This is a genomic window from Larkinella punicea, assembly GCF_003334855.1.
In the GTDB taxonomy this organism is placed as follows: domain Bacteria; phylum Bacteroidota; class Bacteroidia; order Cytophagales; family Spirosomataceae; genus Larkinella; species Larkinella punicea.
In genome coordinates, this window is sequence record NZ_QOWE01000011.1 from 199,436 (window position 1) to 213,548 (window position 14,113).

Here is a 14,113-nt window from a genome sequence, read left to right on the forward strand (position 1 = left end):
TCGTATGACGATTGTATACATTGGTGACGATAACCCGTCCTCTACCTCATTTCACCGGTTTCTGGCGCTGAAAAGATTGGGGCATCTGGTAACGATTTATAACCCGCAGGATGCGTGTAAAGAGCAGTTGCAGGGGTTTTTAGGTTCCAAAATTCATTTTCGTACCGGCTATCAATTTCTGCAAAACCGGATCCGGAAATGGCTTACGACGGTACTCGAAAAGCAGAAAACCGTTGATTTAATCTGGGTGGATAGTGGGGAGTTAATCGGTAAATCGGCGCTGGAAACCTTGAAAATCGCTGGTGCTCCGGTGGTTCTTTACAACGTCGATGATCCTACGGGAAAACGGGACGGCGGCCGGTTTAAATCCCTGCTGAGAGCGCTGCCCTTTTATGATTTAGTCGTTGTGGTGCGCACCGAATCCGAAAAAGAATGCCGTGAACTTGGCGCGTCCAACGTCTTGCTGGTCTACCGGAGTTACGACGAAGAAGCCCATAAACCGTATGATACGCTGGCAGAAATTCCGACGCAATTTCAATCGGAAATCGCCTTTATCGGCACCTGGATGCGGTATGAAAAAAGAGACGATTTTTTGTTGAAATTAATCCAGAACGGTTTGCCGGTGGCGATTTGGGGCGACCGCTGGCAGAAATCACCGCACTGGAACGCGTTGAAAGCCCATTACCGGGGTGGGGCTCTGGGAGGCCGGGATTACGTGGCCGCCATTCAGGGGGCAAAGCTCTGCATCGGGATGCTCTCGAAAGGAAACCGGGATTTACACACCCAGCGCTCGCTCGAAATCCCGTTTATCGGCGGTTTGTTCTGCGCTGAACGCACTTCCGAACACACGGAAATGTACCAGGAAGATGAAGAAGCGGTTTTCTGGAACGATGTAGACGAATGCATCCTGACCTGCCGGGACCTGCTGGGGAATGAACCCAAAAGAGAATCGATACGCCGGGCCGGTATGCGGAGAGTCCGGGAAAACAAGGTGGGAAACGAAGATATCTGCACCCGAATCATTGAAGAGCTAAAACGCAATCAGGCCATTTAACATGCGGATCGTTATTTTTTGTCACCCGTCCTTTCCCGGTTCGCAAAGTATGCCGCGCTATGCCCACTGGCTGGCTAGTGGTATGCAGGCACGCGGACATGAGGTGGAGTCGTGGCAACCGAAACCGTTCTTTTATACGCTGCCCGTTCCGGAGGCTTTAAAAAAATGGCTGGGCTACATCGATCAGTATATTTTATTCCCGATTCAGGTTCGGCAACGAATCAAAGGATTACCGAAGCAGACCTTGTTTGTCTTTGCCGATCAAGCCCTCGGACCTTGGGTGCCGTTGGTCGCGGATCGGCCGCATGTCATTCACTGCCACGACTTCCTGGCGCAGCGATCGGCTCTGGGCGAAATTCCGGAAAATCAGACGGGCTGGACCGGGAAATTGTATCAGGCGTATATCCGGCGGGGATACCGGAAGGGCAGAAATTTTATTTCGGTTTCCAACAAAACGCAGGGCGATCTTCATCAGTTTTTAAAAGCATCTCCGGCGTTTTCAGCGGTTATTTATAATGGGGTCAATCTCAATTATACGCCGGGTCAGGCAGCAGAATCCCGCTCGGTGTTGAGTGCCCGGTTTGGCATCGATTTATCGTCCGGTTACCTCGTACACGTCGGCGGTAATCAGTGGTATAAAAACCGCAAAGGCGTGCTGGAGATGTATGATGCGTGGCGAAAAGCCTATTCACAGTCCATACCGCTGTTAATGATCGGCGAAGAGCCCACACCGGAGCTGTCGGAACTGGCGCAGACGTCGGCGTTTCAAAAAGATATTCATTTTCTGACGGGTGTTGACGATCAGCACGTGGTTCATGCGTACCGGGGCGCTCAAGTGTTCTTGTTTCCGTCTCTGGCCGAAGGCTTTGGCTGGCCGATCGCCGAAGCCATGGCGTGCGGCTGTCGGGTGATGACCACCAGCGAGGCACCCATGACGGAAGTGGCCGGCACAGCGGCTACCTTGCTCCGGCGTCGGCCCCTCGATGAACTCGATAGCCAGCTTTGGGCGGACGAGGGGGCCGTTCGTATTCAGCAGATCCTGAACGAAACGGCTGAAAAACGCCGGGAGTGGATCGACGGAGGGTTGACGAATATCAAACGGTTCACGATCGAAAACGCGACCGATCAGCTTGAGGATGCCTACCAGAAAATCCTTGGGACGTATCATTTTGCCAGTCAAACTCACACACTCGTTTAATTCCGGTCGTAGTCATGCACATTCTTCATGTCGTTTCGGGAATCGATCCAAAAGCAGGCGGAGTAAGCCAGGCCTTGCAGACGATGATCAAAGGGTTATCGCAGCTTTCGGTTCAAAATACCGTGGTGACGCTGGACGACCCTCAGGCGGTTTATTTGCAGCATGTAACGTTCCCGGTTTTCGCAACGGGTCCCGCCAAAAGCGCCTGGCAGTATAGTGCTGATTTTTTGCCCTGGATGAAGGAGCACGTAACGCAGTATGATTGGGTGATTGTTCACGGTCTTTGGCAATACCATACCTATGCGACCCACAAAGCCCTGGCACAATTAAAGGCGAAAAAGCCGAAACTCTACGTCATGCCCCACGGTATGCTGGACCCCTGGTTTCAACGGGCCGCCGGACGTAAACTAAAGGCCATTCGCAACTGGATTTTCTGGCAGCTCATCGAAAACAAAGTCGTCAATCAAGCAGACGGTTTGCTGTTTACCTGTGAAATGGAGAAGACGCTGGCCGAAATTCCCTTTCGACCCTATTCCCCCAAAACGGAACAGGTTGTGAGTCTGGGCGTAGAAGCTTCTCCCGCTTTTACACCGGCGATGGCACTGGCTTTTCAGGGAAAATGCCCGGGACTCAGCCGGTCGTTTATTCTGTTTATCAGCCGGATTCACGTTAAAAAAGGGGTCGATTTACTGATCGATGCGTACCGGAGACTGAAGGCTGAGGGCATCCAATTGCCACAACTGGTAATTGCCGGTCCGGGTCTGGAAACCGCTTACGGGCAGGAAATGCAGCAGCGGGCCGGCGGAGATACTGACATTCTGTTTCCCGGTATGCTCGAAGGAAACGCGAAATGGGGCGGTTTTCACACCTGCGAAGCGTTTATTCTGCCCAGTCATCAGGAAAATTTTGGCATCGCCGTCGTAGAAGCACTGGCCTGTGCGAAACCGGTTCTTATTTCGGATCAAATTAACATATGGAAGGAAATCGAACTCGAAAAAGCCGGGATGATCGAAAATGATACGGAAAACGGCACCTATACGCTGCTCCAACGCTGGACTGCCCTGACGGGTGACCAAAAGCAGCAGATGGCGTTGCGGGCCAAAACCGCTTTCGAGACCCACTTCACCATGTCACAGGCTTCCCGTCGGATGCTGCGTGCATTAAACCGTAACTAATTTTATTATGCGTATTGCCATTATACAAGGGGCATTTTTGCCGGTACCGCCGGTTCGGGGCGGAGCGGTCGAAAAGATATGGTATCGAATGGGGCAGGAATTTGCTGCGATGGGGCACGAAGTTGTTCACATCAGCCGGTCTCATGCCGATTTTCCTGCCAAAGAAACCGTGAACGGCGTAAGCTACGTACGGATTCCGGGGTACGAAACGCCATCATCCCTTCTTAAACTCAAATTTCTGGATTTACTATACTCGATTCGGGCCATTAAAGCCCTGCCTGAAAAGGTCGATATTATTGTTACCAATACCTTCTGGTCACCCTTTTTACTGCGCGGTGAACGCGGAAAAAAAGTCTACGTCGATGTGCAGCGGGTGCCAAAAGGCCAGATGAAATTTTACCTCCATGTCGGGGTTTTAAGGGGCTGTTCACCGGCCATCTGTGAGGCCATCATCAAGGAGGTTGCCCCGGAATGTCATCACCTGATTTCCTACGTTCCCAATCCGGTTCCGTTTGAAATTAAAACCCTCCCGATCCGGCGCGAAAAAACGCTGCTCTTCGTGGGAAGGCTGCATCCCGAAAAAGGCGTTCACGTCTTGTTGAATGCCTTTCGATTGCTCGCCAAAGAGCAGGTATCGGGTTGGAAACTGAAAATTATCGGGCCTTCGTCTTTCGAAGAGGGGGGCGGTGGAGCGGCCTATTACCAGGAACTCCAGCAGCTTTCAACCGGGATGAACGTGGAATGGATCGGGCCGGTTTTCAACGATGATGTGCTGATTAAATACTACGCCGAAGCCGGTATTTTCTGTTATCCCGCCCAGGAAGGCAGCGGTGATGCGGCTCCGGTGGCTCCGCGCGAGGCCATGGCGTATGGGGCCGTGCCGGTGGTGTCGGGTCTCGGCTGTTTTCATGATTTCATTCAGAACGGGGAGAACGGTGCCTATTATGACCACACCGCCGACGATCAGGTCGGGGCGCTTGCGCAGGCACTTTCCGCACTGATGAATGACGAAACCCGGTTAAACTGGCTCTCGAAACAAGCCATCAAGGTGAATACCGAATACGCCATTCCCGTGATAGCCCGGCGCTTTATCGACGATTTCAGGAAGATTTATCCAGTCCCAAAAAATGATAAAAACCCATCAGCAAGCGTCAGCGTATGACAGTCCCTGGACGGTAGCGCAGCGCATAAAAATGATAAGCTGGCAACTGGTCTGGACGGTATTCTGTTCCTGGACGCCCAAACCCGCCAACCCGTGGCGCCTGTTCTGGCTGCGTGTTTTCGGGGCGCAGCTAACCGGAAAACCGTTTGTTCACCAAAACGCCCGCATTCAGATTCCGTGGAACCTGGTGCTTCATGACCGCGCCTGTTTGGGCGATGGTGCCAATGCGTATTCACTGGACCGGATCGAAATTCACGAACACGCCACGGTGGCGCAGGAAGCGTATCTCTGCACCGGAACGCACGCATTCGATGAGTCGGCCCGGAATTTAATCACCGCTCCCATTGTCATCGGTGCCCACGCTTTTATCGGTGCCCGGGCGTTTATCATGCCGGGTGTTACGGTGGGTGCTCAGGCCATTGTCGGGGCTTGCAGCGTGGTGACGAAAGAGGTACGTCCGTTCGACATCGTGGCTGGAAATCCCGCCCGAATCGTTCGGAAAAGAGAATTAAAAGGCGTTAGTAAGGTCGTAAGTTGATGGCCCAGGGCCGTATTCTGCAAACAAAATGATTTCAGTACTCATACTTACCAAAAATGAAGAACAGGATCTGCCGTCCTGTTTAAAATCCGTTTCCTGGTGTGACGACATCCACGTTTTTGACTCCTTCAGTGAGGATAAAACGGTGGAAATTGCACAGGCCGCCGGTGCCACCATCACCCAGCGTAAATTCGATAACTGGTCGGCCCACCAGAACTGGGGGCTGGCCAATATTCCTTTCAAACACCAGTGGGTGTTGTACATCGATGCGGATGAGCGGGTTTCCGAACAACTGAAAGAGGTACTTTTGACGTTTGTACCCGGCGCCGACGAGGTGGTTGCCTACGAAATTCAACGGCGCGATTTTGCCTGGAATGGCCGGTGGCTGAAACACGCGCAAATGTCGCCCTTCTACCTGCGGCTGTTTCGGCCCGACAAAATGCAGTACAAACGGCTGGTGAATCCGGTTTCGATTCCGGACGGAAAAGTTGCCCGGATCGGGGGATTTCTGGATCATTTTCCGTTCAGCAAAGGCTTCCGGTTCTGGTGGCAGCGGCATTTGGGGTATGCGGATATGGAAGCTGCCATGCGGATGGTAGATATGAACGCCGGTACGTCGTTTTCGCTTCAGAAGGCGGCTTTTAGCAAGGATTTCAGCGAGCGCCGGTATCACCAGAAAGGCATCTTCTACAAACTGCCCGGTCGCCCGCTCATCAAATGGTTTTATCTGGCGATCTGGCGTCGCGGATTTCTGGATGGTCACGCGGGGGTCACCTACGCCGTGTTGCAGGCGATCTACGAATACTTTATCATTTTAAAGACCAAAGAACTGCAAACGTCGCAGTCGTAACGATCCGGTTTTGTCGGCTTATACGCTCTTTTCATGAGAATACTCATTTACGGCATCAATTATTCACCCGAACTCATCGGAATTGGGAAATATACGGGCGAAATGGGCGCCTGGCTGGCTCAGCAGAATCAGGAGGTTGACGTCATTACCGCCATGCCCTACTATCCCGAATGGGCCGTTCAGGCGTCGCACAAGCGCAAGGGATGGCATACCGAGCGGATTGCGGGCGTACGCGTACACCGTTGCCCCTTGTATGTTCCGCGTGAGGTAACGGCCTTGAAGCGCATTCTGCACGAGTTTTCATTCGTACTCAGCAGCCTTTTTTTCTGGCTGCGGATCTTCTTTACGAAGCGTTACGATGTGGTGATCTGCGTGGCTCCCCCGTTTCATCTGGGCCTGGTGCCAACGATTTACAGCCAGATCCGGCGCGTCCCGCTCTGGTGCCATATTCAGGACTTGCAGATCGATATGGCCAAAGAACTGGACATGATCAAAAACCGCCATTTTCTACAAACCATGTTTCGGGTCGAATCCCATATTCTGAAGCAGAGCCGGGTTGTGTCGACCATCAGCGAGGGAATGGTGCGGAAAGTAGCCCTGAAAAAAGGGATTCAATCCGAGTGCGTTTTGTTTCCGAACTGGGTCGATGGGGCGTACATCAAACCCTTGCCACCAACGCAATCGCTGCGGGCCGAACTGGGCTTGCTGCCTTCGGACAAAGTCGTGCTCTATTCCGGAAATCTCGGCGAAAAACAGGGCCTGGAAATCATCATCCAGGCCGCCCGCGCCTTCGTGAGCCAACCCGATGTGAAGTTTTTGTTTTTCGGAACCGGTGGGGGACAGGGCAAACTGGAAACGCTCGTGCGGGAGTATGCCTTAACGAACGTGAAATTTTACCCCTTGCAGCCGTATGAAAAGTTGTCAGCCCTTTTGGCGACGGCTGATATTCACCTCGTATTGCAGAAAAAATCGGCTTCCGATTTAGTTCTGCCGTCAAAATTAACCGGAATTCTGGCCGCCGGCGGTTTCGCCCTGGTTTCTGCCGTTCCGGGAACGACTTTGCATGATGTCGTACAGCACCACCGCATGGGCGTTCTGATTGAACCGGAATCGGCTGAAGCCCTGAAAGACGCCATCGACAAAGCCCTGCTTTCGGATTTGACGGCTTTTCGGCGCAATGCAAGAACCTACGCGGAAACGTACCTGAACAAGGAAAAGACATTGCGTGATTTTATGCGGGAGTTGCTCAAAATTGGCGATCCGTCCTGCAAGGCATCACCGGTTTTCCCGGAAACGGCACTTGCGGAAGACGTTTTTAAGGCGCGTTTTGCGAGCGAGGAAACGGATATAGAAAAGGAGGGAATTGCCCGATAAGCCGGAAGCCATACGCAGAAATCTGGTAAGTAATTGACAAATAATAGCCTGAGCATACACTTTCAACCGGTTTGATTAACATGGACGAGTTCTCAAAAATGAGTTTCGATTTGCACAAAACCGTGGTCGCCTTGTTTGCCGGGCAGGTAAGAAAGTCGCCTGATCGGGTTGCCGTGCAGTTTGAGAACCGTCAGCTCAGTTACCGGGAACTGGATGAAAAGTCGAATCAGTTAGCCGGTTTTTTACAAAAAAAAGGGGTAAAAGCAGAAACCCTGGTGCCGATCTGTGTCAGCCGTTCGCTGGAAATGGTGATCGGGATCATGGGCATTCTGAAAGCGGGTGGGGCCTACGTTCCCATCGACCCCGAATACCCGGCGGAACGCATTCAGTATCTGTTGTCCGATGTAGCGGCCCAACTGGTTGTGACGGATTCGGCTTCGGGTATGGTGCTGCCCAAACACAACCAGGAGGTTGAATCGATCTGTCTGACCACCGACTGGGGAACGATCGCGAATGAACCGACGGAACCCATAAAAACCGCCCCATCGCCCGATCATCTGGCTTATGTGATCTACACCTCCGGCTCGACGGGCCAGCCGAAAGGGGTTTTGATCGAACACCGGAACCTGAGTAACTTCATCCAGAATCAATCGCAGGAGTTTGGTATTCAGGAAGATGACGCCATTCTGCAAACCAGCAACTATGCCTTCGATCCGTCGGTCGAACAGATTTTTCTGGCGCTCTGCAATGGCGCGAAACTGGTGCTGATCCGCAAAGAATCGCTGTTCAATCCCGATGAAGTGGTGCGCGTGATTCGGGAGCAACGCATCACGCACTTACATTCAACGCCGAGTTTATTGCGATACATTCCCGCTGCGACCTACGGCAGTTTGAAAAGAGTTGTTGCCGCCGGTGAAATTTGCCCGCCCGATCTGGCCCAATCCTGGAGTTCGCTGGTCCGGTTCTATAACAAATACGGATCGACTGAAGCAACGATTAGTTCGATTCAATACCAGTATCCGGCGGAGGCCGAATTGGAAGTCGTGCCCATCGGCAAACCGATTGCCAATACGGAAATCTACATCGTTGGAGCCGATGGAAACCGGGTTCCCGTTGGTATTCCGGGCGAAATCTACATCGGTGGTGCGGGCGTGGCGCGCGGGTATCTCAATAACCGTACGCTGACAGCGGAGAAATTTAGTGCCAATCCGTTCAGTACCAGACCGGGGGAACGGATTTATAAAACCGGCGATACGGGCAAATACCGGGCCGATGGAACCATTGAGTTCATCGGTCGCATCGACGATCAGGTCAAAATCAGGGGGCATCGCATCGAGTTGAGTGAAATCGAAACCGTCCTCGGAGCGCATGAAGCGATTGAACAGTGCGCCGTCATGGTGCAGGACGACCGGACGACCGAACGGCGATTAGTCGCTTACGTAGTGGTTAACGGCCAGATTACGAACGGGGCCATCCGCCAGTATCTGGCCAGCAAACTTCCCGAGTATATGCTGCCGTCCCTGTTCGTTCAAATGGCCTCCCTGCCATTGACGGCCAATGGCAAAGTGGATAAAAAAGCGTTGGTAAAACCGCGATTCGAACGGGCGTCATTTCCCGACGTTTATACGGCACCGGTTTCAACAATGGAGCGCCAGATCGAAACCGTATGGGCCGAACTCCTGCAACTGGATAAGGTGGGCAGGGATGATAACTTCTTCGAACTGGGCGGTAATTCGTTGCTGGCCATTTCGGCCGTAGCGGGTTTAAAAAGGCGATTTGGCTACACCGTCCCCATCACAAAACTCTATCAGCAGCCGACCATCAGGGCCCTTGCGGTTTTTCTGGGAACCGGGAACGTGAGTCAAAGCAAGACCCTGAAGCGCAAAGAAAAAGCAGCAACGCAGGACATTGCCGTGATCGGCATGGCGGGGCGGTTCCCCGGTGCCGATTCCATCGAAGCCCTCTGGACGCTTCTAAAAGAAGGAAAAGAAACGACTCACTTCTTCACCGAAGCAGAACTGGATTCGTCCATTTCCCCCCGATTACGGAACGACGCGGACTATGTCAAAGCCCGGGGCGTTATCAACAAACCCGAAGAATTCGATCCGGCCTTCTTCGGCATCAACCCCCGCCTGGCAGAATTGATGGACCCGCAACACCGCATCTTCCTGGAAATTGCCTGGGAAGCCCTGGAAATTGCGGGTTATATCCCTCAACAGTATGACGGTTCGATCGGCGTTTTCGGCGGCTGTCGCAACAACACCTATTACTACACCAACGTGCTGCCGCATACGGAGCTGGTGGAACGGGTTGGCAGTTTTCAGGTGATGACGGCCAACGATAAAGACTACATCGCCACCCGCACGGCGTATGCGCTGAACCTACGCGGCCCGGCCGTTACGGTGCAGTCGGCCTGTTCGACCTCGCTGCTGGCCATTGCCCAGGCTGTCGACAGCATCCGGAACGGGCAGTGCGATATGGCGCTGGCGGGGGGCGCGGCCATCGCCCAGCCGATCAACAGCGGTTATCTGTACCAGGAAGGGGCCATGTTGAGCAACGACGGCCACTGCCGCCCGTTTAGTGCCGACGCACGGGGTACGGTTTTTAGCGATGGGGCAGGCATTGTGTTGCTGAAAGGGCTGGAAGACGCCCGGCGGGATGGCGACACCATTCTGGCGGTGATCAAAGGCGTTGGCATCAACAATGACGGGGGTGGCAAAGGCAGCTTCACCGCTCCGAATGCCGAAGGACAGGCGGGAGCCATTGCGATGGCGCTCCAGGATGCCCGCGTCGATCCGTCCACCATCGGGTATGTCGAAGCCCACGGAACCGCCACGCCAATTGGTGATCCCATCGAAATCGAGGGATTGAAAATGGCTTTTGGCGCACAAACCGCCACCCAGTTCTGCGCCATCGGGTCCATCAAAAGCAACATGGGCCATTTGACCACGGCGGCCGGGGTGGCCGGTTTTATCAAAACCGTGTTGGCGCTGCGTCACAAACAAATTCCGTCATCCATTCACTATAGCGCCCCCAACCCGGCGATCGATTTCGGCAACAGTCCGTTTTTCGTGAATACGGCCTTGACAGAATGGGCGCAAACGTCCGATCCCCGCCGGGCCGGTGTTAGCTCATTTGGCGTCGGTGGCACGAATGTCCACGTCGTTCTGGAAGAATATCCCACGGAAATACCGGTTGAAACCGCAGCCGAACCGGCAACGAAGAAACCGGTGCAGTTGATTACCTGGTCGGCCAAATCAATCGCCAGCCGGGATCTGTACGGGCCGATTCTGGCGAACCATCTGCAGCAAAACCGCCACCTGAATCTGGCGGATGTAGCCTTCTCGCTGCAAACCACCCGGGCGGTTTTCCAGCACCGGCGGTTTGCGGTAGCGTCCACCACCGACGAACTGGCCGAAAAACTGCGGACCAGTTCGGGGTCTTCACACGAAGTAAAATCGCTCAAAGAAATACCGGGTGAGGTGGTTTTTATGTTTCCGGGTCAGGGTTCGCAATACCTGAACATGGGGCGCGAACTCTACGAAAACGAAACCGTCTACCGGCAGGCCGTCGACGTATGTGCCGAAGCGTTGAACACGTATTTGGAAGTCGACATTCGGACGATCCTCTACCCGGAAGAAGTGAATGGCAAAGCCGAAGAGAAACTAAAAAATACGCGGTTTACCCAGCCTGCCCTGTTTGTAACCGAATATGCGTTGGCCAAACTGTGGATGAGTTGGGGCATTGAACCGTCGCTGCTGTGCGGACATAGCATTGGCGAGTTTGTGGCGGCTCATCTGGCGGGCGTTTTTTCGCTGGCCGATGCGTTGAAACTCGTTGCCGTTCGGGGTCGGCTGGTGAGCGAACTGCCCCGGGGAAGCATGTTATCGGTTCGAATGGAAGCCGATCAAATCGGAACCCTCATGCCTGAGCCGTTGTCGATTGCCGCCATCAACAGCCAAAAACTGTGCGTGGTGGCTGGTCACGACGAAGACATTGCGGCTTTTGCCAGCGTTCTGGACGGAAAAGGAATTCCGAACCGGGTGTTGCAGACGAGCCACGCCTTTCATTCGGTGATGATGGAACCCGTGGTGGCTTCGTTCCGAAAAATCGTTGACGAGGTGGTGCTGAACCCGCCCCAAAAGCGCATCGTCTCTACGGTGAGCGGCACATTGTTGACGGATGCGCAGGCGACTGACCCAGATTACTGGGCGAAACATTTACGCCTGACCGTGCGCTTTTCGGATGCCCTGGAGTCTGTTATTATTCTCAATCAACCGCTGCTGATCGAGGTCGGCCCCGGCAATGCCACGACGACCTTTGCCCGTCAGCAGGCTGGTTCCCGACCGTCCACCATCATCACCAGTCTGGATAAAAAAGGCGCACAGTCGGAGTATGAATCCCTCCTGAAAGCTCTGGGGCAACTCTGGATCAGTGGCCTGGGACCCAATTGGAAAGCCTTTTATTCGAACCAAAACCGCGTGAAAGTCAGTCTGCCGGCTTACGCTTTTGATAAAAAACGCTACTGGGTTGACCCCATTGCACCCCCGCTGCCAGTTGTCAATCCCCCGGACGGGTCGGCTTTTGCGATTTTGCCAATGGACGGCCCGGTTACGAATACTACTATATCCCCCCCTATCGTGATGAGAAAAGACGTGTTGATCAATAAGGTCAAAGAAATGCTGGAAGAAGCCTCCGGCCTTGAAATGGAAGGCGTGCTGCCTGACCTGAGTTTTCTGGAAATGGGACTCGATTCGTTGCTGCTTACCCAGGTTTCCATCACCTTAAAGAGAGAATTTGGTCTGCCCATCACGTTCCGGCAACTGAATGAAGAATACGCCACGATCGACAGTCTGGTTGCGTATCTGGATCAGACGTTACCAGCGGAACACTACGCGCCAAAACCAGTTTCGCAGCCCATTCCGCAGCCGTTGGCTCCGTCACCGGCCCATCACGTTCCGGCAGCCGTCGCCGTCGGCACGAATGATACGGTTCTGGATTTAATGGCCCAGCAAGTGCAGATTCTGGCCAGACAGATTGCCATAATGCAGGGGAGTCAACCCGCGTCGCTGCCATCTCAGGCTGCTGTGCCCGCCATAACCAACCTGAACGGGAGTACATTGAAAGGTGAAGCGGTTGAGGCAAAAACGCCGGATTTGACGCCGGAAGAGGAAATTGAAATCAAAAAACCGTTTGGGGCCAGCGCCCGGATTGAGCGTCAGAGTACGGAATTAAGCCCGAAACAAAGGAATTTCCTGCAACAACTGATTAGTCGGTATAACCAGAAAACCGGCGGGAGTAAACACTACAACCAGGCGCACCGGGCCTACATGGCCGACCCGCGGGTGGTTTCGGGATTCAAACCGCTGACCAAAGAACTGGTCTATTCCATCGTGATCAATAAATCCCAGGGCAGTCGGTTGTGGGATGTTGATGGCAACGAATACATCGATATGCTCAACGGGTTTGGCTCCAACATGTTCGGCTACCAGCCCGAATTTGTGAAGAAGGCGTTGCACGAGCAGATCGAAAAGGGCTTTGAAATCGGCCCACAGCACGAACTGGCGGGCGAGGTGTGCCGGTTAATTTGCGACTTCACCGGTTTCGACCGGGCGGCTCTGTGCAGCACGGGTTCCGAAGCCGTACTGGGTGCCATGCGCGTGGCCCGGACGGTTACGGGACGCTCGCTGGTGGTGGCCTTCACCGGTTCCTACCACGGCATTGTCGATGAAGTGATTGTTCGGGGGACCAAAAAACTGAAGTCGTTTCCGGCCGCACCGGGCATCATGCCCGAGGCCGTTCAGAACATGCTGATACTGGACTACGGCACGGACGAAAGTCTGAGAATTATCCGGGAACGGGCGCACGAACTGGCGGCTGTGCTGGTGGAGCCGGTGCAGAGCCGTCGGCCGGAATTCGTGCCGATCGACTTTCTGAAAGAAGTTCGGAACATCACCGCATCGTCGGGAACCGCGCTCATTTTCGATGAGGTCATCACCGGTTTTCGGATGCATCCCGGTGGAACACAGGCGATGTTTGGCATCAAAGCCGATCTGGCTTCCTACGGAAAAGTGGTGGGCGGTGGCATTCCGATCGGGATCATTGCGGGTCATAAAGACTACATGGATGTGCTCGACGGTGGTTTCTGGCAATACGGCGACGCATCATTTCCCGAAAAAGGCGTAACCTATTTTGCCGGTACGTTTGTCCGGCATCCCCTCGCCCTGGCTACGGCGAAGGCTTCGTTGCTGCACCTGCGGGACGTTGGGCCGGGTTTGCAAAAAGGATTGACCCACAAGGCCGAACGGATTGCGCGGGAGTTAAACGCCGAATTTGACCGCCATCAGATTCCGCTGTATGTAGCCCAGTTTGGCTCACTCTGGAAAATCAAGCCTAAAGAAGAAATACCGTATGGCGAGCTGCTGTTCGTGTTGATGCGCGAAAAAGGCATTCACATCTGGGACGGTTTTCCGTGTTTCATTACCGAAGCGCATACCGATGCCGAAATTGATCAGGTGCTGGCCGCGTTCCGGGAATGCATTCAGGAAATGATCGATGCGGATATTTTCAAATCCACTGCGCCGGTTCGTCAGCCGAAGGAAAACAAAGTGATGGCATCCGGCCACTACCACGAACCGCCCGTTCCGGAAGCCCGTTTGGGTCGCGATACGGACGGAAACCCCGCCTGGTTTATCGCCAATCCCGACAAACCCGGAACGTTTTTACAGATTAAATTATAAGGTACGCTAAACCAGCTTGTGT

Annotated in this window: 8 protein-coding genes; all 8 read left to right on the forward strand. The window is 53.8% G+C overall.

The window, feature by feature from the left end; all coding sequences use genetic code 11:
* Positions 1-4: 4 nt before the first annotated feature.
* Positions 5-1,054: a CgeB family protein gene (locus DUE52_RS15270; protein ID WP_114406890.1), complete on the forward strand. Its 1,050-nt coding sequence runs from the start codon at positions 5-7 to the stop codon at positions 1,052-1,054.
* Position 1,055: 1 nt separating this feature from the next.
* A complete protein-coding gene (locus tag DUE52_RS15275) occupies positions 1,056-2,252 on the forward strand; it encodes a glycosyltransferase family 4 protein (protein ID WP_114406891.1) in 1,197 nt (398 codons plus the stop codon).
* A gap of 14 nt (positions 2,253-2,266) precedes the next feature.
* On the forward strand, positions 2,267-3,427 hold the full coding sequence (locus DUE52_RS15280) for a glycosyltransferase (RefSeq protein WP_114406892.1): 1,161 nt from the start codon (positions 2,267-2,269) through the stop codon (positions 3,425-3,427).
* A 7-nt stretch (positions 3,428-3,434) separates the two neighbouring features.
* Positions 3,435-4,589 (forward strand): glycosyltransferase family 4 protein, encoded by a 1,155-nt coding sequence (locus tag DUE52_RS15285; RefSeq protein WP_114406893.1) that lies wholly within the window; start codon positions 3,435-3,437, stop codon positions 4,587-4,589.
* Positions 4,555-5,127, forward strand: a complete 573-nt coding sequence (locus DUE52_RS15290; RefSeq protein ID WP_114406894.1) for a DapH/DapD/GlmU-related protein — start codon at positions 4,555-4,557, stop codon at positions 5,125-5,127. Before DUE52_RS15285 ends, DUE52_RS15290 begins: the two co-directional genes overlap by 35 nt.
* 28 nt (positions 5,128-5,155) lie before the next feature.
* On the forward strand, positions 5,156-5,977 hold the full coding sequence (locus DUE52_RS15295) for a glycosyltransferase family 2 protein (RefSeq protein ID WP_114406895.1): 822 nt from the start codon (positions 5,156-5,158) through the stop codon (positions 5,975-5,977).
* A gap of 33 nt (positions 5,978-6,010) precedes the next feature.
* Complete coding sequence (locus DUE52_RS15300) at positions 6,011-7,351, forward strand: WcaI family glycosyltransferase (RefSeq protein ID WP_114406896.1); 1,341 nt, start codon at positions 6,011-6,013, stop codon at positions 7,349-7,351.
* Between the two features lie 80 nt (positions 7,352-7,431).
* Positions 7,432-14,091, forward strand: coding sequence for a polyketide synthase (locus DUE52_RS15305; RefSeq protein WP_222930284.1), 6,660 nt, complete (start codon positions 7,432-7,434; stop codon positions 14,089-14,091).
* Positions 14,092-14,113 lie beyond the last annotated feature (22 nt).

What these genes read in the sequence shown, in the direction of transcription:
- DUE52_RS15285 (WP_114406893.1), top strand. Translation starts at nt 3,435, where the DNA reads ATGCGTATTGCCATTATACAAGGGGCATTTTTGCCGGTACCGCCGGTT.
- DUE52_RS15290 (WP_114406894.1), top strand. Translation starts at nt 4,555, where the DNA reads ATGATAAAAACCCATCAGCAAGCGTCAGCGTATGACAGTCCCTGGACG.
- DUE52_RS15280 (WP_114406892.1), top strand. Translation starts at nt 2,267, where the DNA reads ATGCACATTCTTCATGTCGTTTCGGGAATCGATCCAAAAGCAGGCGGA.
- DUE52_RS15300 (WP_114406896.1), top strand. Translation starts at nt 6,011, where the DNA reads ATGAGAATACTCATTTACGGCATCAATTATTCACCCGAACTCATCGGA.
- DUE52_RS15305 (WP_222930284.1), top strand. Translation starts at nt 7,432, where the DNA reads ATGGACGAGTTCTCAAAAATGAGTTTCGATTTGCACAAAACCGTGGTC.
- DUE52_RS15270 (WP_114406890.1), top strand. Translation starts at nt 5, where the DNA reads ATGACGATTGTATACATTGGTGACGATAACCCGTCCTCTACCTCATTT.
- DUE52_RS15295 (WP_114406895.1), top strand. Translation starts at nt 5,156, where the DNA reads ATGATTTCAGTACTCATACTTACCAAAAATGAAGAACAGGATCTGCCG.
- DUE52_RS15275 (WP_114406891.1), top strand. Translation starts at nt 1,056, where the DNA reads ATGCGGATCGTTATTTTTTGTCACCCGTCCTTTCCCGGTTCGCAAAGT.